The 23,617-nt window shown below is 43.2% G+C and carries 23 protein-coding genes; 17 read left to right on the top strand and 6 right to left on the bottom strand.

Going from position 1 to position 23,617, the window contains the following annotated elements:
• Nucleotides 1-2 precede the first annotated feature (2 nt).
• The 7 genes from QZ998_RS03325 to QZ998_RS03295 all read left to right on the top strand — a co-directional run bounded on the left by QZ998_RS03325 (nucleotide 3) and on the right by QZ998_RS03295 (nucleotide 6,431).
• Nucleotides 3-824 (top strand): energy-coupling factor transporter transmembrane component T, encoded by an 822-nt coding sequence (locus tag QZ998_RS03325; protein WP_296557991.1) that lies wholly within the window; start codon nucleotides 3-5, stop codon nucleotides 822-824.
• Nucleotides 825-839: 15 nt separating this feature from the next.
• Nucleotides 840-1,574: a tRNA pseudouridine(38-40) synthase TruA gene (gene truA / locus QZ998_RS03320; RefSeq protein WP_296557989.1), complete on the top strand. Its 735-nt coding sequence runs from the start codon at nucleotides 840-842 to the stop codon at nucleotides 1,572-1,574.
• A gap of 189 nt (nucleotides 1,575-1,763) precedes the next feature.
• On the top strand, nucleotides 1,764-2,201 hold the full coding sequence (rplM, locus tag QZ998_RS03315) for a 50S ribosomal protein L13 (protein ID WP_296557988.1): 438 nt from the start codon (nucleotides 1,764-1,766) through the stop codon (nucleotides 2,199-2,201).
• 23 nt (nucleotides 2,202-2,224) lie between these two features.
• Entirely contained in the window at nucleotides 2,225-2,617 is a 393-nt protein-coding gene (gene rpsI, locus QZ998_RS03310) for a 30S ribosomal protein S9 (protein WP_296557987.1), read from the top strand.
• Between the two features lie 87 nt (nucleotides 2,618-2,704).
• Entirely contained in the window at nucleotides 2,705-4,519 is a 1,815-nt protein-coding gene (gene typA, locus QZ998_RS03305) for a translational GTPase TypA (protein WP_296557986.1), read from the top strand.
• A 203-nt stretch (nucleotides 4,520-4,722) separates the two neighbouring features.
• A complete protein-coding gene (locus QZ998_RS03300; RefSeq protein ID WP_296557985.1) occupies nucleotides 4,723-5,064 on the top strand; it encodes a hypothetical protein in 342 nt (113 codons plus the stop codon).
• Nucleotides 5,065-5,198: 134 nt separating this feature from the next.
• A complete protein-coding gene (locus QZ998_RS03295; protein WP_296557984.1) occupies nucleotides 5,199-6,431 on the top strand; it encodes an AI-2E family transporter in 1,233 nt (410 codons plus the stop codon).
• 77 nt (nucleotides 6,432-6,508) lie between these two features.
• Here the strand turns inward: QZ998_RS03295 and QZ998_RS03290 are convergent, their stop codons facing one another.
• Nucleotides 6,509-7,351: an Mbeg1-like protein gene (locus QZ998_RS03290; RefSeq protein ID WP_296557983.1), complete on the bottom strand. Its 843-nt coding sequence runs from the start codon at nucleotides 7,349-7,351 to the stop codon at nucleotides 6,509-6,511.
• 67 nt (nucleotides 7,352-7,418) lie between these two features.
• A complete protein-coding gene (locus QZ998_RS03285) occupies nucleotides 7,419-8,258 on the bottom strand; it encodes a putative ABC transporter permease (RefSeq protein WP_296557982.1) in 840 nt (279 codons plus the stop codon).
• Nucleotides 8,259-8,480: 222 nt separating this feature from the next.
• Here QZ998_RS03285 and QZ998_RS03280 point away from each other — a divergent pair, with 222 nt between their 5' ends.
• Both QZ998_RS03280 and QZ998_RS03275 read left to right on the top strand, forming a co-directional pair.
• Nucleotides 8,481-9,074 carry a secondary thiamine-phosphate synthase enzyme YjbQ gene (locus tag QZ998_RS03280; RefSeq protein ID WP_296557980.1) on the top strand — a complete coding sequence of 198 codons (594 nt, stop codon included), beginning with the start codon at nucleotides 8,481-8,483 and terminating at the stop codon, nucleotides 9,072-9,074.
• Between the two features lie 47 nt (nucleotides 9,075-9,121).
• Entirely contained in the window at nucleotides 9,122-11,620 is a 2,499-nt protein-coding gene (locus QZ998_RS03275; RefSeq protein ID WP_296557978.1) for a DUF3578 domain-containing protein, read from the top strand.
• Between the two features lie 134 nt (nucleotides 11,621-11,754).
• On the opposite strand, the gene QZ998_RS03270 is transcribed toward QZ998_RS03275, so the two are convergent.
• Nucleotides 11,755-12,186 (bottom strand): CBS domain-containing protein, encoded by a 432-nt coding sequence (locus QZ998_RS03270; protein WP_296557977.1) that lies wholly within the window; start codon nucleotides 12,184-12,186, stop codon nucleotides 11,755-11,757.
• 194 nt (nucleotides 12,187-12,380) lie between these two features.
• Here QZ998_RS03270 and cdaA point away from each other — a divergent pair, with 194 nt between their 5' ends.
• From cdaA to hydG, 8 genes are all read left to right on the top strand, one after another.
• Nucleotides 12,381-13,229 carry a diadenylate cyclase CdaA gene (gene cdaA, locus QZ998_RS03265; protein WP_296557976.1) on the top strand — a complete coding sequence of 283 codons (849 nt, stop codon included), beginning with the start codon at nucleotides 12,381-12,383 and terminating at the stop codon, nucleotides 13,227-13,229.
• Nucleotides 13,216-14,430, top strand: coding sequence for a CdaR family protein (locus QZ998_RS03260; RefSeq protein ID WP_296557975.1), 1,215 nt, complete (start codon nucleotides 13,216-13,218; stop codon nucleotides 14,428-14,430). Before cdaA ends, QZ998_RS03260 begins: the two co-directional genes overlap by 14 nt.
• A 144-nt stretch (nucleotides 14,431-14,574) precedes the next feature.
• Nucleotides 14,575-15,663 (top strand): 3-phosphoserine/phosphohydroxythreonine transaminase, encoded by a 1,089-nt coding sequence (gene serC, locus QZ998_RS03255; protein WP_296557973.1) that lies wholly within the window; start codon nucleotides 14,575-14,577, stop codon nucleotides 15,661-15,663.
• Between the two features lie 28 nt (nucleotides 15,664-15,691).
• Nucleotides 15,692-16,861: a phosphoglycerate dehydrogenase gene (locus QZ998_RS03250; protein ID WP_296557972.1), complete on the top strand. Its 1,170-nt coding sequence runs from the start codon at nucleotides 15,692-15,694 to the stop codon at nucleotides 16,859-16,861.
• Nucleotides 16,862-16,935: 74 nt separating this feature from the next.
• Nucleotides 16,936-18,180, top strand: a complete 1,245-nt coding sequence (locus QZ998_RS03245; RefSeq protein WP_296557970.1) for a DUF1015 family protein — start codon at nucleotides 16,936-16,938, stop codon at nucleotides 18,178-18,180.
• A 572-nt stretch (nucleotides 18,181-18,752) separates the two neighbouring features.
• The gene (locus tag QZ998_RS03240) at nucleotides 18,753-19,031 is read left to right on the top strand and encodes a TM1266 family iron-only hydrogenase system putative regulator (protein ID WP_296557968.1); all 279 of its coding nucleotides are present in this window, start codon (nucleotides 18,753-18,755) and stop codon (nucleotides 19,029-19,031) included.
• Nucleotides 19,024-20,064 carry a [FeFe] hydrogenase H-cluster radical SAM maturase HydE gene (gene hydE / locus QZ998_RS03235; RefSeq protein ID WP_296557967.1) on the top strand — a complete coding sequence of 347 codons (1,041 nt, stop codon included), beginning with the start codon at nucleotides 19,024-19,026 and terminating at the stop codon, nucleotides 20,062-20,064. Before QZ998_RS03240 ends, hydE begins: the two co-directional genes overlap by 8 nt.
• Before the next feature lie 54 nt (nucleotides 20,065-20,118).
• Complete coding sequence (gene hydG, locus QZ998_RS03230) at nucleotides 20,119-21,537, top strand: [FeFe] hydrogenase H-cluster radical SAM maturase HydG (protein ID WP_296557964.1); 1,419 nt, start codon at nucleotides 20,119-20,121, stop codon at nucleotides 21,535-21,537.
• A 76-nt stretch (nucleotides 21,538-21,613) separates the two neighbouring features.
• Here the strand turns inward: hydG and QZ998_RS03225 are convergent, their stop codons facing one another.
• The 3 genes from QZ998_RS03225 to QZ998_RS03215 are packed head-to-tail and all read right to left on the bottom strand — an operon-like array spanning nucleotide 21,614 to nucleotide 23,471.
• Complete coding sequence (locus tag QZ998_RS03225; protein WP_296557962.1) at nucleotides 21,614-22,561, bottom strand: DUF4097 family beta strand repeat-containing protein; 948 nt, start codon at nucleotides 22,559-22,561, stop codon at nucleotides 21,614-21,616.
• Nucleotides 22,562-23,152 (bottom strand): DUF1700 domain-containing protein, encoded by a 591-nt coding sequence (locus tag QZ998_RS03220; RefSeq protein WP_296557960.1) that lies wholly within the window; start codon nucleotides 23,150-23,152, stop codon nucleotides 22,562-22,564.
• Nucleotides 23,145-23,471, bottom strand: coding sequence for a PadR family transcriptional regulator (locus tag QZ998_RS03215; RefSeq protein WP_296557959.1), 327 nt, complete (start codon nucleotides 23,469-23,471; stop codon nucleotides 23,145-23,147). Before QZ998_RS03215 ends, QZ998_RS03220 begins: the two co-directional genes overlap by 8 nt.
• Nucleotides 23,472-23,617 lie beyond the last annotated feature (146 nt).

The following is a 23,617-nucleotide window of genomic DNA, read 5'->3' as shown; positions in this document are numbered from 1 at the left end:
GAATGTTAAAAGATGTTACAATTGGTCAGTATTATCCAACTGGTTCGGTTATTCATAAGTTGGATCCCCGGACAAAGATACTATTTACCACAGCATTTGTTGTGATGTTGTTTTTTTTGAATAATCTATGGGGTTATTTAGCCACGTTTTTGATTCTGGCAACCATTACCTTGCTTTCAAAAATTCCGGTGGGGTATATTATCCGGGGAATTAAGGGTTTGGTGCTAATTATCATGCTGACAGTGGTGTTAAATCTGTTTATGACCCCAGGAACCACTATCGCGACTTTGGGACCGCTAAGCGTCACACTAGAGGGTTTGAAAGTGGCAACTTATATGGCACTGCGGCTGATCTTTCTGGTGGTTGGTACCAGTATCATGACGCTGACTACCTCTCCGATTGATCTAACTGATGGGATGGAGTGGTGCATGCGCTTTATTCCCTTTGTGCGCCGCTATGCGCATGAACTGGCGATGATGATGTCGATTGCGCTGCGCTTTATTCCTACCTTGATGGAAGAAACTGAGCGAATAATGAAGGCTCAAAAAGCCAGAGGGGCAAATTTTGAGACCGGCAGCATTATTTCCCGGGCTAAAAACCTGATTCCGATTCTGATTCCGCTGTTTATTTCCGCTTTTCGCAGAGCCGACGAATTGGCCACAGCGATGGAAGCCCGCTGTTACCGGGGCGGCGAGAATAGAACCCGGATGAAACAATTGGCCTTCGAATTCCGCGATCATGCCAGCCTGGTACTGATGGTTATGATGATTGTTGGTCTTTATCTGACTACCATGATAAACATTCCCTTAGGGTTCCCAATTTAAGGGGCGAGGCTGGAAATGAAAAACATTCAGCTGATCATCAGTTATCGGGGAACCAATTATTGCGGCTGGCAGGTGCAGCCAAATGGACTTAGTATTCAGGAAGTGATTACCAAAGCGATCAGCGAGCTCACTGGCGAAGCGGTCAATCTGACTGGTTCCGGTCGAACCGATGCCGGAGTTCATGCTTTGGGGCAGCATGCCAATTTTTTTACCGCTGCGACGATCCCACCGGAGCAATGGTACCGGGCTCTGAATACTCGTCTGCCAGCAGACATTCGGGTGATCAGCAGCAGGGCGGGTAAGCTTGACTTTCATAGTCGTTACCATGCTAAAGGTAAAAGCTATCTCTATAAAATGCTGACCAGTTCGGTGGCCAGCCCCTTTCTGGCCGATTTGGCCTTTTATGTACCCCGAACCCTGGACTGGGCAGTTATGGAAGAGGCAGCTACCAGTTTTTTAGGTGAGCATGACTTTACGGCTTTTATGGCCAGTGGCAGCTCGATCAAGACTACTGTGCGTACGATTACCGAAATCTCATTTACCAATAAAGACAATTTATGGGAAATAACCTTTACCGGAAATGGATTTTTGTATAATATGGTGAGGATTATTGTGGGAACTTTGTATGAAGTTGGCTATGGCCGAATAAAATCTCAGGATATCAAAGCGATTATTAAAGGTAAAGATCGTAGCATGGCTGGAATTACCGCTCCGGCCCATGGTCTTTATTTAAAGGAAGTATTTTATTAGATATAATAAAATAATGTGCGAATGGGCATAAATAACTTGACACACCCGGGAAGATGCTATAGAATTAACGATGGACGTTAATGTATCACTAGCCCCGATACGATAAAAAACGATTTCTGATAACTCCCACTTATCGGAAAACCAATAGATAAAAAATAAAGAAATTATTAACTGAGGAGGATTTTTGAGATGAATGCGAACGCCACAAAAATGGCCAAATCTCATGAAATAGACCGTAAATGGTATGTGATTGATGCTGAAGGTAAGGTATTAGGACGGCTGGCGACAGAAGTTGCGAATATTTTGCGAGGAAAGAATAAACCATTTTTTTCACCACATATGGATTGCGGAGATTTTGTTATTATCATTAATGCCGAAAAGATTGTGCTAACCGGAAACAAATTGGATCAAAAATTATATAAGACATATTCAGGATATTGCGGTGGGTTAAAAGAAATGACCTACCGAAAATTCTTAGCTGAAAAACCAGAACTTTTGGTTTTCAAAGCAGTGAAGGGTATGATCCCACATAACAAATTAGGGGATAAAATTGCGACTAAACTTAAAGTTTATGCTGGCAACGAACATCCACATGCTGCCCAATTGCCTGAAGTTTACGAATTTTAATGCTGAGAAGGAGGATATAGAGAATGGCTAAAGTACAATATTTTGGAACTGGACGAAGAAAAACCTCGGTTGCCCGAGTTCGATTATTACCAGGGAGTGGAAAAATTACCATTAACGGACGTGATATTGATGAATTTTTCGGAATGGAAACCTTGAAGGTTATCGCAAAACAACCTTTAACATTAACCGATACACTAAACACATTCGACGTCATTGTCAATGTACACGGTGGCGGTTTTACCGGACAAGCTGGAGCAATCCGACACGGGATTTCCCGGGCTTTGCTTGAAGCTGACATCAACCTGAGACCAGCACTGAAACGTGCCGGATACTTGACTCGAGATTCACGTATGGTTGAAAGAAAAAAATACGGTCTCAAAAAAGCCCGTCGTGCACCACAGTTTTCAAAACGTTAATATCAGACTTTTTACAAGGTCCTGCGACATTCAATGTTGCAGGACTTTTCAATGTTACGCCATAATTAATTAAGAAAGCAGGAATTTATGAATAACAAACAACCTATTATTAACATTGCAGTCATCGCCCATGTCGATGCCGGAAAATCTACCCTGGTAGATGCCCTTTTAGGACAAAGCAATGTTTTTAGAGAAAATCAGGAGGTCGTGGACTGCGTAATGGACAGCAATGACCTTGAACGCGAACGCGGAATCACCATATACTCAAAAAACTGTTCCATTATGTATAAAGACATTAAAATCAATATTGTCGATACCCCCGGCCATGCCGACTTTTCTTCAGAGGTTGAACGGATTCTGAGAACTGTTGATACGGTGGTGCTATTAGTTGATTCAAGTGAGGGGCCAATGCCACAAACCCGGTTTGTCCTGAATAAGTCCTTGGAAAAGGGGCTAAACCCGATCCTGTTCATTAATAAAATTGACAAAAAAGATCAACGCGCCGAAGAAGTCGTTGATATGGTATTCGATTTATTTGTCGAACTCAAAGCCAATGACAAACAATTGGATTTCCCGGTGCTTTACGGGATTGCCAAAGAGGGCATTGCGATTCGTGATATGGATGATCAAGGGGTTGATCTGGCACCGCTTTTTGAAACCATTGTCGAACATGTCGGCCTTCAGGATGATCTGAGTCTTGAACCGCTGCAGATGCAGGTGTCCTCATTAGCTTACGACGATTACATTGGCCGTCTGGGGATCGGCAAGGTCTATTCTGGAACCATCCATGCCGGCGAACAGATCGAAGTATGTAAAACCGATGGTAGCTTCAAAAAGGAAAAAATCAATCAGGTGTTCGTCTACCGTGGCTTAGCCCGGGTCGAAGTCAAAGAAGCAAAAGCCGGGGATATTGTCGTGATCTCGGGAATCCCGGAAATATCAATTGGTGAAACCATTGGTGAGATCAATCAGGTTCAACCGATGGAACTGATTGAGATTGAACAGCCTACCTTGTCGATGAACTTCCTGGTCAATAAATCACCATTTGCGGGCGACTCCGGTAAATTTGTCACCACCCGACACATTCGAGCGCGGTTGGAAAAAGAGTTGGAAGTCAACGTTGGGCTATTGGTTGAAGAATTGGAAGACACGACTGACGGCTTTAAGGTTTCCGGACGTGGTGAGCTTCATTTATCGATTTTACTGGAGAACATGCGTCGGGAAGGCTATGAAGTTGCCGTTTCTAAACCTGAAGTAATCATGCATCGTGATGAAAATGACAAGTTGTTGGAGCCGGTGGAACTGGTAATTATCTCCGTCCCGGAAAAATACTCCGGTGCAGTCATATCCAAGCTCAATATTCGAAAAGGTCGGATGGAAAGCATGTATAATGAAGATTCCTGGACTAAAATGGAATTTTTTGTGCCAACCCGTGGCTTACTGGGATATCAGAGTGAATTTATCAATGACACCCATGGTGAAGGTACCATGGTGCGTCGTTTTGCCCAGTTTGAAGCCCATAAAGGGGAGATTCCACAGCGACAAAACGGTGTGCTTATTTCCCAGTTTAGTGGTGAAACGATGGCTTACTCACTCTTTAACCTAAGTGACCGAGGCGAAATGCTAGTCGGGGCGGGAACCAAGGTCTATGAGGGGATGATCATTGGGATTAATAATCGCAGTGATGACATGACCGTTAATCCGACCAAAAATAAAAAGATGACTAATGTCCGGTCTTCAGGAACCGATGAGGCCCTGAAACTGGTGGAACCAAGACTGATGACGTTGGAACAGGCGCTGGAGTTTATCAACGATGATGAGTTGGTGGAACTGACACCCACCGATATCCGGATCCGCAAGAAAGTCCTGGGCGAATTGGAACGAAAACGTAGTGCCCGCTAAAAATTTTGGAACGCTTTAATAGCGTTCCTTTTTTGGTGAGTTTAATAAAAAGTTCAGAATAACAATGCAGGGACTCAAAATAACAATTGACCGCTAAACTTTTAGTGTGATATCATGTAGCTAGTATAAGTAATTAAAAAACTGAGGCTCAATCTGGCCGTAGTTTTAATTACCGATCTGATCTTTAAGAGGAGGTAAACGAAATGATTGATATTGACAAGCAAGAAGCCGAAGATGGCAAAATTATGGCAATCTTTGCCTATATCATTTTTCTGATTCCCTTATTGGCGGCAGGTGACAATCAATTTGCCCGATATCATACCAATCAGGGTTTGGTGCTATTTCTGGCCTGGCTGATTTTGACCTTTGTTGGTGGTGTGATCGGCCTGATACCCTTCATCGGATGGATTGTGGCGACGATTCTTTTTAGTGCGGCACCACTGGCATTTTTAGGCTTTGCTATTTACGGGATTATCAATGTGGCTCAACTTGAGGCCAAGCCGCTTCCGCTAATTGGTGGAATCACCTTGATAAAATCTTATTAACACGTTCTTCATACATCATTATAGATACATAAAAAGCATTGCTCAACCAGGCGATGCTTTTTACTTGGAAACATAAAAATTAAGTGCACGATGGTCTTTGATGCTAAAATAAATAAAAAAGGCGGTGAATCACGGTGGAAAATAACAACGAGTTGAAAAATAAAAACACAGAAATGACTGACAAAACCTTCAGAAATTATCTATTCCTGATTACCTTTGGAATCTGTTTGCTGGTGGCGCTTCTCAACATGAAATACCTGCTGGGATATTTTGGCCTGTTTATGAATATTATTACACCGGTGCTGATCGGACTGGGAATTGCTTTTATCTTAAACATCCCGATGTCGTTTATTGAAAAGCATTTGCTTGGTTTTATGAATCGCCCCAAAAACAAAAACAAGCTCTTTGAAACTAAAAACAAGCTTTTTAAGAACAAGAAAAATCGGGATGTAAATAAGGGCAAACGGATGGTTGCGATTACCCTGACATTCATATTCGTGATTGGCATTCTGGCCGGCTTGATTACCTTTGTTATTCCCCAGGTCACCGAAAGTGTCGATACGCTGATCGTCAAGTTACCTGATTATATTGATTCATTTAATAATTTGATTGATGACACCCTGGCGTTTTTTAATTTGCCCGCAACGTTGTGGTCAGACATCACCATCGAGTGGGATGCTCTGATGGAACAATTTGGCAGTCTGTTGCTGAGTTCAGTACCGGAAATATTCAATTTTACAAAAAACATTACCGTCGGTTTCTTTAATGCAATCATGGGAATTGTTATTTCCATTTATCTGCTAGCGGACAAAGAGAAATTATTGACGCTCAAGGATAAATTGATTTATGCCTATATCAGAAAAGACCGTGCTGATTTTATTTCCGATGTCAGCATTACCGCCAACCAGGTATTTCATGGTTTTATTGCCGGCCAAATTACCGAAGCATTTATTCTGGGCACCTTGTGTACGGTTGGTTTAGCAATATTGCAGATTCCCTATGCCTTGCTAATTGGAGTTATGGTTGGCATGACCAGCGTGATTCCGGTCTTTGGAGCCTTTCTGGGTGCTGTCCCCAGTGGCTTTATTTTACTGGTGGTAAATCCCATTTACTGTCTGATTTTTGTGGTTTATATTATTGTTTTGCAGCAGGTTGAAAGCAATGTCATTTATCCCCGCGTGGTAGGTGGGTCAATTGGTTTGTCGGGGTTATGGGTATTGATCGGGATGATTATCGGGGGCAGTTTATTTGGCTTCCTGGGGATTATTCTCGGGATTCCTTCCTTTGCCGTATTTTACGCAGTGTTTCGAAAAATCACTAATGAACGGATCAACAAAATGACCGCCGACCAGGAAGAACCGGCGTAATCACCGATTCGGATCATAAAAAGCGCCCTTTAGTGGATTGACCAGCCGGTGCAATCGTTAAAGGACGCTTTTTTGGTTTATTTGTGCTTACTTTTTTCCAGTTGTTGTTTAGCCTTGGAAGCTAGCAGCGTTAAACTGACTGTAAAATTCTGAAAGCCGGAATAAAAAGGATGGCGCATGTCAGGTTTTCGGATCTCGCCGTTTTGGTTTAGCAGACGGTTGGGCGGATGGTTATGGTGAGGCAGTTTAGATTCGCCCCCAACTACCACCCGTTTTCCGGCAATGCTGTTTAAGAGGATATTGACAACATCCCAGGCCGATTCATAGGCAATTATTTTATTTTGATTTGTGCGGATTGCGGTGGCATATTTTCGAATGAATTCAGCTGAAAAACCCTGGCTGTTAAAGGTGACACAACGATTGATCTTATTGCCATCGACAATGGTAATATACTGACTATTGTTACCGCCCTTGGAATGACCGGTTAAGGTATAGTGCTTGAAATTAAAAGCTGCATCAACAGTATGAAAAAATTCCAGGGCTTTTAATTGCTGGGGCGTATCGGTTAAAAATCCCCCTTTAATATTATCGACCCAGCCGATCCCAGTAGTTCCCCGGAAAGCGATGATCGCCGAGTCCGGAGTCAGATCAGAGAAACAATAAGCCACCAGGCCGTTATCCGGCTGGTTTGTGTAGGCCATCACCTTGAGGTTGGTGAGATTGGGATTATCGATCATCAGGTGCAGCGATTTATTCCACTCCGTTGAGGACATCGCGCAATCGCCGTGAAGATGATTGACATTTCGCAATAAATCCGTCACCATTTCTCCTAGTCGATACTCCGGTAGCAGCGATACATCAACGGGAAGATCTAAAGCGGCAAGCTGACTGATGAGATTAAGTTCGCTGTGATACAACATACACGGACCTCCTTACTATCAAATTTGCTTCAGATAAGTAACAATTGCTGATAAAGCGCTGCAAAAATCACTTTGCTTCACCGTCAGATTGGTGACCTTTATTTTTTTCCATCAGCGCCTTATAAAGCTCGAGTGAATTCTGATGATAGACATGGGCCATTTTGGGAAAAGCATTCATAATGCGGCGATGGGAATAACGGTTGATCAGCTTTGTTTCGTTGATCCGACTGGTTAGTGAAACAATTAAGTGGTGAGCCGAATCTTTGGCTTCGGAAAGTTTGTCGTCCTTGAGTTCGCGAACCCTGGCAGTGACTTCGTTGGCGGTGGTGATCCCCTTTTCCATTAGATTGTCTTTAAGCTCGGTGGTTGCTTCATAAACGCTGGTCAGTTTTTTGTTAAAGGAAACCGTTTCTCGGGTTGATTCAACCAGATCACTTAGAAATAAGACCGCCGCCGCGGTAGCAATCACCTGGATCCAGAAAGATGAAAAGCTGTTCACCAGATCACTGACAATCGGATGAACCAGATACATTAGAATCACACATAAGAGACCGAATAGAAAAGAATTCAATAAACAGACCCGGCCGTTGATATTATATTGATGATCCGAGTAGTCCCACCATTTGGCATGAAAAAGCTTTTCCATCCCCCAACTGGTGATATACTCCAGGGTGCTGGTCAGCAAGATCCCGATAAAAAAGACGAGTATCGGATCACTGACGTAAGGCATTAAAAACATGATAATGATTAACGCACCGACCCCGTAAATGGGGCAATAGGGACCGTTTAAAAAACCCCGATTAATAAATTTTTTTGCTGGAATGGAACAGTAGACCACTTCACACATCCAACCGATGATGGCATATAGAAAAAAATAGATAAATAGCAGACTCAAATTATAATACATAAATGATTCCTTTCAAATTAAGAACTTTGGATCATTTTAACATATCAGGGTGCGGTCTCATAGAAAAATTGTTCATAATAGGCATAATAAAACAACTTCCATTGCAAATATTTATCTATTATGGATGGATATGTTTTTGTTTTTTTAAATTGAATGGTTTATAATGAATGATAGCCGATGTTATTGTCGGGCTAGAAACGAAGACAAGAATAGGGAGCGCAAATGAAAGCCTACAAGATTGAAATAACAAGCAGCGAACAACTCATTGATATTACCAAAAGTGTTCAGGAGTATGTCGACCAGGCCGGTCTAAAAGATGGCTTTGTGCAGATACATATTCCCGAAAGAACCGCCGCAGTGATCATTTCAATTAACGATGACTGGCGGTTGGAACGGGAGTTTTTTGATAAGCTGAATCATCTAATACCCAAATATGACGGCATGAAGTTTACCGGTTGGACAACCGCCTGTGTGAAAGCAACGATTTTTGGGCCGTCCCTTCAGGTGATGGTCTATCAGGGAACCATGATGCTCGATAAAAATCAGAGCATTTATTTTGTCGAGTTTCAGGGACCCGGCGAGCGGCAGTACTTTATCAGTAGTTCCGGGACAACTTTAGCGGAAAACGAGAAAGCAGTGGTACCGGAAGAACTGGCATTGATTTTTAAAAAACGAGAAGCCGATCAAGCGGAACAGGAGCGGATCAAAGAAGAAATGCGAAGTGAATGGCAACTGCGGGAAGAAAATCGCCTAAAGCCGGACACTCAAAAGAATCAAAGAACAGCTGATCAAGAGGAATCTGAGCGGCTAGAATAACAAAACTTTTGGATAATAAATGTGAAAAAAAGAGAAAGGCAGTGTCAATGAGCTGGGAATTACTCGAATCGGATCGAATCATTAAAACAACAGAATTATCTGATTTCATCAATACGGAGATGAATATTCCAACAGAACTGATCAGTTTTTTTGGCGGTGTTGGCGAACGACTGGCGATAATTTATCAGCAGCGCGAATACCCCTCTTATCTGGAAACAGAAGGTAGTAATGCCAAACTGAAATGGAGCAGGGTCCTGATACGTAAACTGGGGGAAGCCTTTCCGGACTATCAATCATGGTTTCAGGCCGATCGCGATGATACAAAAACCCCAAGGCTGGAAATAATCAAAGCCAATGAGGTTTTCAATTTGCGATTAGTGATCGAGGATGGCGAAAACAATCCTGAAGATATCAAAAAAAGCGAAGTAGTTACCACTGTAGCCGCAACAGCAGCGGGGCTTCAGGTCTTGTTGGAAAAATGGATTAGCGGCTATCCCAACTATTACCCGAGAGACTTTCGGTTTTCCTTTAAGGATGTTATCAACGAAGATATTCCAAAGGTGATTGAAGGTTTTGGCACGATTCAATCGGGACACTATCAGGTGCTCGGCTTTGCCGGCCAAACCCAATGGGCTGAAATCCCCTGGGTTAAGGTTACCGATAAGCAAATTAATGGCAGTAATGATCAGGGACTCTATCTGGCCTATATCCTGGCAATGGACAGCCGCAAGCTTTATCTGGCCATCGTTTATGGTGAAGAAGGGCTTGGCTTGCGCAGTCTTTCGGAAAAAGCATCGGAGTACCGAAAAAGAATTGCGACCGGAAACTATCAAACCAATCATCAAGAGGTGTTGTTGGCCAATGCCAGTTTGGTGTCGGGGATTGTCTGTTATCGCGAATATAGCGAAAGCGAAATACCCGAAGATGCGGTGCTGGCAGCTGAATTTGAAGATTTTAGAAAAATGTATGCATTATGCTTAACTAAGACTGATAAAGCTGATAGCGTTGATAAAGCAGATGGAGTAGATAAAGTTGAAGCTGATAAGGCATCGACCGGTGGCGAACCAGGCCAAGCAGTCATACCAGAAATGGATCATAATAATAATGTGATCGTTACCGAAAACCAGAAAATAACCAAGCCGCTCGCTAATCAGCAGCCACTGGATCAGGAAGAATCGGCAATCGCGTCACCAGCCGCTGAAAATGATGCGGAGGCAGTTGAAAGCACCAGCGAAGATTGGCAAAATGATGAAAGTCACAGTGAAGAAAACAAATTGCAAGAAAATAAGTTGCAAGAAAATAAATTGCAAGAAAACAAGTTAGCAGAAATTAAGCTAGCAGAAAATCGGATAAAAAAGAGCCACCGTGATGAAATTACAATTCAGGAAAATTCCAGTGAAGAAATCTTATTGGCCAGTAAAAAAGATGAAAAAAATCGGGTGCTATTCTCCCCGGGTAAAAATGATTACCTCACCCCCAAGCTGCAAGTGGTTCAGGCAAAAATGGCGAACTTAGGCTATTATTATCCAGCGGAACTCATTAAATCCTATTACTTATCGCTTAAATCAAAACCATTTGTGATCATCAAAGGCCGGATCGGTAGCGGCAAAAGCAGCTTTCCGCGGCTCTTTGCCGAGGCCATCGGAGCCAGTCAAGAAAACGGTCGATTTAAACGGTTGCTGGTGGGAAAAAATTGGGAGGATCATCGTCATCTATTTGGTCGATTGGATAGTCGTGGGCACTTTATCCCCGGACCGATTATGACATGCTTAAAGACCGCCAAAGAATCCCCGGATAAACCGCATTTTTTTATCCTCGATGAAATGGATCAGTCACCGACTGCAGATTATTTGCGGCTTTTGCTCGAAGGGATCAATGGCAACAAGGAGCCTTTTTTAACCCGGGAAGATTTTGGCGCAGATATCACCGCTTTTCGCGAATATGGAAACCTGAGTTTTCCCGATAATCTTTATCTCATCGCTACCATTAATCAGGGAGCCGGTAGTTTTCCTGTCGATTCCCGGGTCATTGATAGCGGCAATGTGATCGAGATGCCCGTGGTTGAAATTGGTATATTTTCAGATTATGGCAGTCCTGCGGAAGCAAGCGACTGGGAAAACAGTGCCTTTAAAATTGATAGTCAGGCCAGGGGTCTACCGGAAATTTTGGAGCGATTAATAAATCTGCTCAATAAATTGCAGCAGCTGTTAATAAAACATGGCTGCCCGATCGGCTACCGGGGGAAAAATGAAATATTGGCCTTTGGCATTAATAGCGGTGCTGAGGGTTTGTATAGCGAAGTCGAGGTCATTGATCTGGCGATCCTGCAACGGGTTATTCCAGCCCTGGCCAGTGACCAGAAAACAGCAATCCCCGTTTATCAAAGCCTGGCTGTTTTTCTACTCGCAGGCGATGCCCAGGAAAGCCTTATGCAACTGCCGTTAAATCGATTTATCAGCCAATATGAAGCCTTACTAAAAGCTGCGGCGATTCCCTGTCCCCGTAGTGGACAGGAGATATTAAAACGTTTAAAACAAAAAAAATAACCGAGCGGGCAAAAAAGCCAATTGATCGAGCCATGCTTTCATTGTCAATCAGACCGAGAAGATCTGGCGATGGAAGAAAACTGGGCCAATCAATTGGCTTTTATTTTTTTATGTGCTGTAGTATCGGGGATCAATCAACCAACGTCTTGTTCGGCGACCTTTTCAGATAAAAATTTGATTAGTTCTTTGATTAGCTCCTGGCGCCTTAGAATACCGATAAAAATGCCCTGGTCGTCGACAAGCGGAATAAAATTCTGTTTCACCGCCAGCTCCACCAGATGTTCATAGCTTTCGTTGACGCGGGCGACTTCCAGGTTTATTTTAAAGTCAATGTCTTTGATTTCAATCGAGTCGAGATCGATTTCAGGATGGGTCAGGCTCAGCGATAAAACTCGCAGTAGATCCCCTTCACAGATGGTTCCGACGTACTGACCTTTTTTGTTTATGACCGGCAAAGCCGTATAATTGGTAATCACGAACATATTGTAGGCCTGGTTGAATGAATCGGTATTGGTTAAGAAAACAGTTTCACTTTTGGGCAATAAATAAAATAGATGATTCTTCATGTAAAATAGCTCCTTTTTCTTTATAAAAGATTGGGAAAATTTTCAATTAAATCAATTCTAGCATGAATTTCACAAATCTCCCTTAAAAAAAATCTTAATGGCGACTGTAAAAATCTGAAAAAATTCAATTTCCCTTTCACGAAATGGCGCAGGTAGTGTATAATTAATAGCATCGAATGAATGAGGGAATTAAAATGGAAGAGTTTTTGTTATATGTTCAATCGCGAATAACGGTTGCCAGTATCATCGAGGTTGTCATCATTGCTATTGTTGTATACCGGCTATTGATGTGGATTCGGGGAACCCAGGCAGAACAGGTTTTTAAAGGCTTGATCGTGTTGCTTTTTTTATCACCAATTAGCGAGTGGTTGGGTTTTACGACCCTGAATATGCTCATCACCAGCGCCTTTACCTGGGCGTTTATTTTCATTGTGGTGGTATTTCAGCCAGAGTTTCGTTCAGCCCTGGAACAATTAGGAAATAATCGTATTTTTAAAGAGATGATGAAGAAGCCGTCGATGGATTTTATGGAAGAAGACGTCGAAAAAATTATTAAAGCCGTCGGCAAGCTGGCCTGCGAACGGACTGGTGCACTGATCGTGCTAGAAAAAGATACCGGGCTTAATAATATTGTTAAAACAGGAACGGAGCTGGATTCTGACATCAGTAGTGAATTATTGGAAAATATTTTCACGCCTAATCGTCCCCTCCATGACGGAGCGGTCATTATTAATCTTTTGTCCAGACAAATCCGGGCGGCGGGATGTTTGCTACCACTTTCGGATAACCGTGATTTAGGCAGTGAATTTGGAACCCGGCACCGGGCTGGTTTAGGGATGACTGAAAATTCCGATGCCCTGGTGGTTATCGTATCAGAAGAAACGGGTCAAATATCTTATGCATCAAAGGGAACCTTGTTTCAGGATGTGATCATTGAGGTTCTGAAGCAGATCATTCTGGAAAACTATATCATCACCGAGGATGGCAACACCGACAGCGGATGGATTCATAAGCTCTGGGGGAGAATCGATGGCAGCAAATAAGAAAAAGATATCCTTGCATGAACGATTATTTCGGATGATTGCAGCGGTGGGCATTGCCATCACCCTCTGGTTCATGGTGAATGGAAATGCCGATATGCTGATCACCCAGGATTATAACAGTATTCCGATCACCTTAACGAATGTTGAAGCGCTGACCGAAAAGAATCTGGTTTTAGCGGAAAATAAAAACTATTACCTCAATTTACAGGTAAAGGGAACAGACAGAAATTTACGAAATATTATTGCAAAAGAAATTACTGCCGAAGTTGATCTGGGTGAGATTGAAGCGAAAGGGATCTATGATCTGGATGTCGAAGTGAAGGGGCTGGCCAATTCGGTAATCATCAGCAGCATGAATCCGACCAGACTTCAGATTGAGGTGGACAATATCATCAAAGAAGCGATGGATGTGGAGATTGTGCTGGAGGGAATACCGGCTAATGAGCTGTCGGTGATTTCAGCCAAATCGCAAGAAACGGTCGAAGTTGAAGGGCCGGAAGCGTCAATTTTACTGATTGATAAAATTACTGCCACCGCCAATGTTAACGGACTGGCAGCGGATACGACGCGGTATTTGGAAGTCACGGCCTATGATGGGTCTGGAAATCCCATCAGTGATTTAGAAATATTACCGAATGTTGTTGCAACGGAAATTTTCTTAGGCAAGACAAAATCGATTGGAATGACCCCGTCAACAACCGGGGAACCAGCTAATGGCACGATTGTTACAGAAATGGTCGTTGAGCCCTCCAAAATTATGATTGGAGCGAGAGAAGATTTACTCAGTACCATCGAGACGATTTCGATTGATCCCATTGATGTGTCGGGTCAATCCAAAACATTTACCAAAGACATCAATCTTCGGGCACCGGAAGGCTTTTATTTTCTCGACAACAGTGGTCGAGTCAAGGTCACGGTTTCGATCGAAACCCCGGTCGAAAAGAGTTTTACGATTGATAAGGTCGGAGCCAAGAACCTCGGAGCCGGTCAGGTGATCTCAAAAATCAAGGACACCCGGGTTGTCGTAAAACTAGAAGGCGCCAGCAGTGTCTTGAACAGTTTAAATGCGGCTCAGATCGAAGCCTTTGTGGACTGTGCAAACTTGGCTCCGGGAGAATATGAATTGCCAATTCAGACCAATTTATCGCAGTCACTGGTTAAATCGATCACACCTGCAAATACAACAGTAATAATTGAATGAAAAATATGGATCAAAAATAAAATTTTCATCAAATTTAATGCAAAATCTTGCAATTGACAAACATTTAACATATAATAGCAAGAAGTAATTTTTTTAGAGAATTATTTATCACACCAAAACACTATTTTAAGGAGGAAATTAAACGTGAAAAGAGTTTATAATTTTTCAGCTGGACCATCTTGTTTACCACTCGAAGTCCTCGAAAAAGCCGGGTCTGAAATGGTATCCTATGGAGATGCAGGCATGTCCGTGATGGAGATGAGTCATCGATCATCCTACTTTGATGATATTTTACAATCGGCAAAAAGTCTTTACCGAGAACTGATGAATGTACCTGATAATTATGAGATCCTGTTTTTACAAGGCGGCGCATCAACTCAGTTTGCCATGGTACCACTCAATCTTTTTTCAAAAACCAATAAGGCCGATTTTATGATTACCGGCTCTTGGGCAAAAAAGGCTTATCAAGAGTCAGCTCGATATGGAGAAGCAAAGGTTATTGCATCATCCCAGGATAAAACCTTTTCCTACATCCCGAAAGTGGATCCCAAGGATTTTACACCCGATGCTGATTTCTTCCATATTTGCGTTAATAACACCATTTACGGAACGCGATTCAAACCAGAAAATATTCCCGATACGGGAAATGTACCATTAGTTGGGGACATGTCCTCTAATATCTTATCCGAAGTGTATGATGTTAAAAAATTTGGCCTGATTTATGCAGGCGCTCAGAAAAACATGGGGCCGGCCGGTGTCACCGCGGTGATTATCCGTAAAGACTTACTCGGTCATGCCAAAGATTTTACCCCGACTATGCTGGATTACAAAACCCATGTCGATAACGATTCCTGCTATAATACCCCACCATGCTATAGCATTTATATTTGCAAGCTGGTTTTTGAATGGGTTAAAGCCAATGGTGGTGTTGCTGGGATGGCAGCAGTGAACAAAGAAAAAGCTCAAAAGCTCTATGACTTTATTGACAATAGCAAGCTTTATAAAGGAACTGTGGTAGCAGAAGACCGTTCACTAATGAACGTACCTTTTATCACCGGATCAGACGAATTAGATGCGCTATTCGTTAAAGAAAGCAAAAAAGCCGGAATGGAAAATCTGAAGGGTCATCGCAGCGTTGGCGGAATGCGGGCCAGCATTTACAATGCCATGCCAATGGCAGGGATTGATACGCTGATTGATTTTATGCAGAAGTTTGAAAAAGAAAACGCCTAGGCGTTTTCGTGAAGAAAGGGAAACGATTGTGAATTATAAAGTACAGACCCTGAATAATATTTCAAAAAAAGGGTTAAAAATGTTAAGTGAGAATTATACGGTTTTAGATCATCCGGAAAATCCGGATGCGCTTCTCCTGCGAAGCTTTCAAATGCACGATATGGATATTCCAGAGTCGGTAAAATTTGTCGGTCGAGCCGGAGCTGGGGTCAACAATATTCCCCTCGATAAATGCTCAGAACAGGGAATCGTGGTCTGCAACTCTCCCGGTGCCAATGCCAATGCAGTAAAAGAACTGGTGATCGCTGGGATGCTGATCTCTTCACGTAAGGTGATCGACGGGATTGCCTGGTCAGGCACCCTGGTTGATAAAGGCGATGAAGTCCCTGCTCTGGTTGAAAAGGGCAAGGGTGCTTTTGGCGGCCCGGAACTATATGGCAAAAAAATGGGTGTGATTGGCTTAGGTGCCATCGGCGTCCTGGTTGCCAATATGGCAGTCGATTTTGGGATGAAGGTTTATGGATTTGATCCCTTTATTTCAATTGACAATGCCTGGGGATTAAGCCGAAAAGTTAGACGTGCCGTCAGCAAAGAAGAAATCTTTAAAAACTGTGATTATATTTCACTACATATTCCTTATATGGATGAAACAAAAGATTATGTTGATGCCAATTTGTTAAAAGATACCAAAAAAGGGCTGCGACTGCTTAACTTTGCCCGGGGTGGACTGGTTAATTACGATGCCTTGGAAAATGCCATTGAAGCGGATACCGTTGCAACCTATGTAACTGATTTCCCCAATGAACGCTTGCTGAAAATGAAAAATGTTATCAACATTCCGCATTTAGGCGCTTCAACCCCGGAAAGTGAAGAAAACTGCGCTGAAATGGCTATCTATTCTTTAAAAGAATATTTAGAAAACGGTAATATTATCAATTCTGTAAACTATCCAGATTGCAATATGGGAGTTTGCGAAGCAGTAAACCGATTAACCGTGAACCATGCCAATGTCAAGAACATGCTGGGACAAATTACTAAGGTGCTTGGCGATCATGATATCAATATTTCGGATATGACTAACAAACACCGAGGTGCTTGGGCTTATACCATTATTGATGTTGACAGCAATGTTGGTGAAGAGGTTAAGACCGCTTTAGAAGCGATCGAAGGCGTCGCTCGGGTAAGGATTCTAAAATAAGAACAAAATTTCTACAAAGAAGTGGTCTTCCTTAAGCTGAAGCCACTTCTTTATTTAAAAACAGGAGGAAAAAAATGGCAACTATAAAACCCTTTAAAGCGGTTCGCCCCTTTCCTGAAAAAGCTCAGGATGTAGCAGCCTTGCCCTATGATGTCTATAACCGGGAAGAAGCGGCAATCGCAGCGCGGGGAAAACTGGATTCTTTTTTACGGGTTGACCGGCCGGAAACGACCCTGGACGAAAGAATTAAAATCAATGATCCCTTTGTCTATGAAACCGCCAGAAAAAACCTGGAAAAATTGTTTCATCGGAAAGCCTTGACTCAGGATACCAAAGACTGTTTATACATTTACGAATTGATCATGGATGGCCGCAGCCAGGTCGGGCTGGTTGTTTGTACCGCGATTGACGAGTATCTCGATAATACCATTAAAAAACATGAGCTGACACGCGCCGATAAAGAAGAAGACCGGATTAAGCATGTCGACGCCTGCAATGCCAATACCGGACCGATTTTTATGACCTACCGGGCGCAAGAGACCATCAATGAGATGGTCGAAAGCTGGCAAAAAGAGCAGGCTCCGATTTATGATTTTGTAGCAGATGATGGGATTACCCATCGCGCCTGGGTTGTTGACGATGAGGCTGTAATTAACGGCTTAGTTGAAAAATTTGGTCAGGTTGAAAGCTTGTATATTGCCGATGGTCATCACCGCTCAGCTTCGGCGGTTAAGGTTGGTCTGATGCGTCGCGAAGCAAACCCGGATTTTACCGGTACAGAGGAATTCAACTATTTCCTTTCGGTCTTATTTCCCGATGAGCAGCTGTATATCATGGATTACAACCGGGTGGTCAAAGATCTTAACGGTCTCAGTGTTGATGAGTTTTTAAAAGCACTGTCAGTAGAATTTGATGTGACCCCTAAGGATGCCGAACCGGTGACACCGCCTCAAAAAGGCAGCTTTGGTTTATTTGTCGATAAAAAATGGTATCTACTAACCGTCAAAGAAGGGGTTTACGATCCCGCCGATCCGGTTAATTCACTCGATGTCGCGATTTTGCAAAACAATATCCTGGTACCAATTCTGGGAATCGGGGATATTCGCACCGATAAACGGATCGACTTTGTCGGCGGCATCCGGGGCTTAAAAGAACTCGAGCGCCGCGTCAATGACGACATGGGACTGGCTTTTTCGATGTATCCGACATCAATTGAAGAACTGATCAATATTGCCGATGCAGATCTGTTGATGCCGCCAAAATCGACTTGGTTTGAACCAAAATTAAGAAGTGGATTGTTTATTCATAATTTAGAGTAAATAAAAATAGTAACGGACCATGCGATTGCGATTGGGTTTTTGTGAAGTTTCAAAAACCCGATCGCGATAACGCATGATCCGTTTTTTTTGCAGGTTGTTATAGAAGTTCGGAAAAGAACAAAAATTTCCCTATAATAAGCATTGAAGATTTTTATCGGATATGATATCCTTTTCAACAACAGTGAACTAAAAGATGAAGAAAGCTCTGATTCTGCCAGCAAACTGGACAGGCAATGCTAAACATTGCTAAGCATTGACGCGTAGTTATTAAACGCGTAGTTATTAAAATTAAAAAAAGCTATCGTACTGATGCCATCCGGGTTCGTCCCTAATGGAAAGGCGAGAGAATCATGTGTCATTCATTCATGTCATTTTTTGAAAATGGTCTGACTATTTGCGTATTTTTCCCTGTGCCATCTCGGTACAGGGATTTTTCGCGTTAAGGCAACGAGCCAATCGCAAGCTTGCTTGCAGTTGGCGACTGCCCGCGACCGAAATGAAGCGGAGCGGAATTGAGGTAATTTTTGGCTAAGGGTAGCTGGTTAAAAAGAAGTTAAGTAGAGGAGTTAAAGATGGAAAAGAGAATTGGACTAATCGCAATTGTCGTTGAAAAAAAAGAAGCAGTAGAGAAACTCAATAGGGTGCTTCATGATTACGGTGAGCATATCGTCGGGCGAATGGGAATCCCCTATCATCAGCGAAATGTTTCAGTGATCAGTGTCGTTGTCGATGCTTCGACCAATATCATCAGCTCGCTGTCCGGGAAGCTGGGAATGATTGACGGCGTTAATATCAAAACAGTCTATTCAAAACTGCCGAAGGGTGAAGAAGTGGATGAAAACGATGAGTAAAATAACAGAAAAACTGGAAAAAGAACAATTTCTGGAAAAAGAAGAGTTTAAATGGTTGCTTGAAAATAATACCCCTGACTTACGGGCGGATCTTTCAAACCGGGCCAGGAGAGTAGCGGGTCAAACCTTTGGAAATGGGGTTTATGTCCGGGGGCTAATTGAATTCAGCAATTATTGCAAAAATGACTGCTATTACTGCGGCATCCGCTGCAGCAACGAACAGGCCAATCGCTATCGCTTAAGTGAGCCAGAAATTCTCGATTGCTGTGCCATCGGATACGACTTAGGCTTTCGCACCTTTGTCCTGCAGGGCGGGGAAGATCCCGATTTTACCGACGAACAGATGCTTGAGCTGATTCGTAACATCAGAAGTGGCTACAAGGACTGTGCCATCACCCTGTCACTCGGGGAGCGACCCCGAGCTGTATATGAAGCATTTTTTGCTGCTGGCGCCAACCGTTATTTACTGCGGCACGAGACCGCTAGCGAAGACCACTATCAGAAACTCCATCCCAAACAACTGCGGTTAGAAGATAGAAAAGCATGTCTTCAAGATCTCAAAGAAATCGGATTTCAGGTCGGCACCGGCTTTATGGTGGGATCGCCCCATCAGACGGTTGAAAATCTGGTCGCGGATCTGTTGTTCATTAAAACGCTGAATCCCCAGATGATTGGGATTGGACCCTTTATTCCCCATCAGCACACCCCTTATAAGGAGGCAAAGGCCGGCACCCTAGAAGAAACCCTGCTGCTTATCTCAATCCTGCGTCTAATGCTGCCTAAAGCGCTGATTCCGGCCACCACAGCACTCGGAACAATTGATCCCAAGGGTCGAGAACTAGGAATCCTGGCTGGCGCCAATGTGGTCATGCCCAACCTGTCGCCAGTGTCAGTGCGAAAAGATTACGCCCTCTATGATAATAAAATTTGCACCGGCGATGAAGCCGCTGAATGCCGGGTTTGCTTAACAAAGCGGATCGAAGGTATTGGTTACGAAATTTTAACCCACCGGGGCGATTATCCTCAAGATTAGAACTTGAAATAAGCGCATTTTACTGAACAAAATAAAAACTTTAGGAGAGTAACAATGTATAATATCATGTCAAAAAAAGCAGTCGAATTTATTGATGATCAGGAAATCCTTGATACCCTGGCCTATGCGGAAGAAAATAAAACAAATGTCACCCTGATCAATCAGATTATTGAAAAAGCTGGCACCTATCAGGGATTGACGCATCGCGAGGCGGCGGTTTTACTGGCCTGTGAGCTAGAAGAACAAAATGACCGTTTGGTAAAACTGGCCATGGATATCAAAAATAAGTTTTATGGCAATCGCATTGTTATGTTTGCACCGCTTTACCTCTCGAATTATTGTGTCAATGGTTGTGTCTATTGTCCGTATCATTTAAAAAATAAAAACATCAGCCGCAAGAAATTGACCCAGGAAGAAATCGCCAGAGAGGTCATTGCCCTTCAGGACATGGGTCATAAGCGTTTGGCTCTGGAAGCGGGCGAAGATCCTAAAAATAATCCCCTGGAGTATATTTTAGAGAGCATTAAAACCATTTATAGCATCAAACATAAAAATGGTGATATCCGCCGCGTCAATGTAAACATTGCGGCTACTACGGTTGATGACTATCGACAGCTAAAAGAAGCCGGAATCGGCACCTATATCTTGTTCCAGGAAACCTACCACAAGGAAAATTATGAAATGCTTCATCCCAGCGGACCCAAGAGTGACTATGCCTGGCATACTGAAGCCATGGATCGCGCCATGGCAGGCGGTATTGATGATGTTGGGATCGGGGTGCTCTTTGGCCTGAACATGTACCGCTACGATTTTGTCGGGATGCTGATGCATGCCGAACATTTAGAAGCCGCCATGGGGGTTGGTCCCCATACCATCTCGGTGCCGCGGATCTGCCCGGCTGATGATATTGACACCGGTGATTTTTCCAATGCCATTTCTGATGAAATTTTTGAAAAAATTGTCACCGTGCTGCGCATTGCGGTACCCTACACCGGGATGATCATTTCCACCCGGGAATCCCAGGCTTCCCGGGAGCGGGTCCTAAAACTGGGGATTTCACAGATTAGCGGCGGTTCCAGCACCAGTGTCGGCGGTTATGATTCCCCCGAACCGGAAGATCAAAACTCAGCTCAGTTTGAGTTAAATGATACCAGAAAACTCGATGAGATTGTCAACTGGCTGTTAGAAATGGGCCATATTCCCAGCTTCTGCACCGCCTGTTACCGGGAAGGCCGCACCGGCGACCGCTTTATGCAACTGGTCAAATCGGGCCAGATTGCCAATTGCTGTCAGCCCAACGCGATCATGACCCTGAAAGAATATTTAGAAGATTATGCTGCCCCGGAGACCAAGTTAAATGGTGAAAAAACGATTGCCCGGGAACTGGCTTCGATCCCCAACGATAAGGTTCGCGGGATTGCCACGGCTCATCTAACCGAGCTAAGTTCCGGCAAGCGAGATTTTAGATTCTAAAAAATAAAGGGACTCATGCAAATAATTTTAATTTGCGTGAGTCCCTTTTAAACTCGGAAGCTAATCAATTGACAATTTAATTGGCCGAGCTGAATTTAACATCAATATTACCACTGCTTGTTGAGATATCAAGTGTATTATTTCCATTGCCAGATTGGGGAATATCAATTGCACCACTGAGACTGTCGGCGGTGATCGTGTAATTACCAGGATCGCCGCGGAGGCTTCCTAAAACATCACCACTGAGGGTGGCGATTGAAACATTATTGGCGGTAAGATTATTAAAGCGCACTGCGCCACTGCTGTTTTCAAAGGAGCTTTCGCCGCTGATGCTGATATCGCCTAAATCAATATTACCACTGAGTGAAGAAACCGTCATGTTTCCGGCGATTTTTCCATTGCTTAATTGAATTTCTCCGCTGGATGTTCCAAGTTCGATGTCTTTGCCGGCACGAAGATTGTCAAGATCAAAGTTGCCACTCAGTGTAGAAGCAGCGATATGATTATTAGTAGTCACGTTTTTCAGAGTGATCTGTCCGCTTGCAGTACTGGTATTAAGGGCACTTAATCCATCGAAATTGGTCAGATTAAGCTGGCCACTCATGGTGGCCGCATCGACTTCGCCGCTAAACTTTCGGGGAACAGCGACAGTCAGCGATCTTTTTTGATTACTGATATTAAAACCAATGTACTCATACCAGCGTTTGTGAAGGGAACGCTGGATACTCAGATTACCGTTTGCCTGGAGTGCGATGGTGTAGGCATCTTTTTTATTTTCATAGCAAGTTATTGTGATACTGTCGGCGTCAGTTCCGACAATGCTGACATCTGCATCTAAGTCACTGACAGTCAAACTGGAAACATCGGCCAGAGCATAGCTGTAGCTCTTTTCTTCATCGGGCAAATTGGTGTTAAACGAATTCCAATTGAAACCAGTTAGAGCATACGCCAGTAAGGCTATTACAAAACCAAGGATAATCAATCCACCGGCGACCAGCATTATTATTTTCTTTATTGATTGCATTTAAATGATCTCCTTCGTGATAAACAATGATTTGACAAAGCGGATAAATCTCCTGGTTAGACCGATCAGCCAGATCGATAATGTCGTGACCCCGAAAAAAGCAAGCACGCTGATTCCGATACAAATCAGGGATAAACCAAACATCAACAGACCGGCGGGAAAGCTTTGGGCAAACAAGAGGCTGATAATCCCAGCCACACCACTGACCGCAAAAGCTGCAACCGACGCATAGAGCGAAATAATGACTGCCCAAATGGACACATAAACGGCAAGAATGACTACGAAAAAAGCTACCACTAAGGGAAACCAGAGCGGAAATCCGAGTACAATCAGGACGATTTCCCAAAGCTTCAATCCAGCTTTTGGTTGAATCTTGGCTTTCATCAGGGTCGGTAGGGGTAGTTCCAGCAGGGTATTTTGGACGATCGTATCAAGATCGCCGATAGCGGCCACCGCATTTTCTTCACTCATGCCATCTTCGATCCGGTCATCAATCATTTCGGAATAAAACCCCTGGGTTACTTCAATTTCACTCTGGGGCAGCGCCACAAGTTTTTTCTCCAGACTTAATAAAAATTCTGTTTTATTCATCTGTATAACACCTCATTTCTTCAGTAATAAAATTGTAAACCGTCATAACCTCTTTCCAATTGTCCAGAAAATCAACAATCCGATTACGACCAGTTGCAGTTATTTTGTAATATTTGCGAAGCCTGCCATTGTGTTCAACCGAGTTCACGACCACACACTGGTTTGTCTCCAATCTTTTTAGGATTGGATAAAGTGTGGATTCGGAAATCTCGATATACGGACTGACATCTTTGATAATCTGATAACCATAGGAGTCACCACGATTGAGCACCGTCAGCACACAAATTTCTAGCAGTCCGCGTTTTAATTGTATGTCCATTTGAATACCTCCCCTCGCACAATACTATACAACACATAGTATAATCTAGTCAATCTTTTTTTTACAAATAATCAAAAAAAGCCTGTATCAAAATCAAACAGTCGCGAATTGATTTTGATACAGGAGTTTATTGAAAGGAGGCAGTA

The sequence above is a fragment of the uncultured Acetobacterium sp. genome, from assembly GCF_927416815.1.
GTDB lineage: Bacteria > Bacillota > Clostridia > Eubacteriales > Eubacteriaceae > Acetobacterium.
This window is presented reverse-complemented; position numbering and strand designations above follow the sequence as displayed.

Coding starts and splice junctions, on each gene's coding strand:
- QZ998_RS03325 (WP_296557991.1), top strand. CDS start 3: ATGTTAAAAGATGTTACAATTGGTCAGTATTATCCAACTGGTTCGGTT.
- truA (WP_296557989.1), top strand. CDS start 840: ATGAAAAACATTCAGCTGATCATCAGTTATCGGGGAACCAATTATTGC.
- rplM (WP_296557988.1), top strand. CDS start 1,764: ATGAATGCGAACGCCACAAAAATGGCCAAATCTCATGAAATAGACCGT.
- rpsI (WP_296557987.1), top strand. CDS start 2,225: ATGGCTAAAGTACAATATTTTGGAACTGGACGAAGAAAAACCTCGGTT.
- typA (WP_296557986.1), top strand. CDS start 2,705: ATGAATAACAAACAACCTATTATTAACATTGCAGTCATCGCCCATGTC.
- QZ998_RS03300 (WP_296557985.1), top strand. CDS start 4,723: ATGATTGATATTGACAAGCAAGAAGCCGAAGATGGCAAAATTATGGCA.
- QZ998_RS03290 (WP_296557983.1), bottom strand. CDS start 7,351: ATGTTGTATCACAGCGAACTTAATCTCATCAGTCAGCTTGCCGCTTTA.
- QZ998_RS03285 (WP_296557982.1), bottom strand. CDS start 8,258: ATGTATTATAATTTGAGTCTGCTATTTATCTATTTTTTTCTATATGCC.
- QZ998_RS03280 (WP_296557980.1), top strand. CDS start 8,481: ATGAAAGCCTACAAGATTGAAATAACAAGCAGCGAACAACTCATTGAT.
- QZ998_RS03275 (WP_296557978.1), top strand. CDS start 9,122: ATGAGCTGGGAATTACTCGAATCGGATCGAATCATTAAAACAACAGAA.
- QZ998_RS03270 (WP_296557977.1), bottom strand. CDS start 12,186: ATGAAGAATCATCTATTTTATTTATTGCCCAAAAGTGAAACTGTTTTC.
- cdaA (WP_296557976.1), top strand. CDS start 12,381: ATGGAAGAGTTTTTGTTATATGTTCAATCGCGAATAACGGTTGCCAGT.
- QZ998_RS03260 (WP_296557975.1), top strand. CDS start 13,216: ATGGCAGCAAATAAGAAAAAGATATCCTTGCATGAACGATTATTTCGG.
- QZ998_RS03245 (WP_296557970.1), top strand. CDS start 16,936: ATGGCAACTATAAAACCCTTTAAAGCGGTTCGCCCCTTTCCTGAAAAA.
- QZ998_RS03240 (WP_296557968.1), top strand. CDS start 18,753: ATGGAAAAGAGAATTGGACTAATCGCAATTGTCGTTGAAAAAAAAGAA.
- hydE (WP_296557967.1), top strand. CDS start 19,024: ATGAGTAAAATAACAGAAAAACTGGAAAAAGAACAATTTCTGGAAAAA.
- hydG (WP_296557964.1), top strand. CDS start 20,119: ATGTATAATATCATGTCAAAAAAAGCAGTCGAATTTATTGATGATCAG.
- QZ998_RS03225 (WP_296557962.1), bottom strand. CDS start 22,561: ATGCAATCAATAAAGAAAATAATAATGCTGGTCGCCGGTGGATTGATT.
- QZ998_RS03220 (WP_296557960.1), bottom strand. CDS start 23,152: ATGAATAAAACAGAATTTTTATTAAGTCTGGAGAAAAAACTTGTGGCG.
- QZ998_RS03215 (WP_296557959.1), bottom strand. CDS start 23,471: ATGGACATACAATTAAAACGCGGACTGCTAGAAATTTGTGTGCTGACG.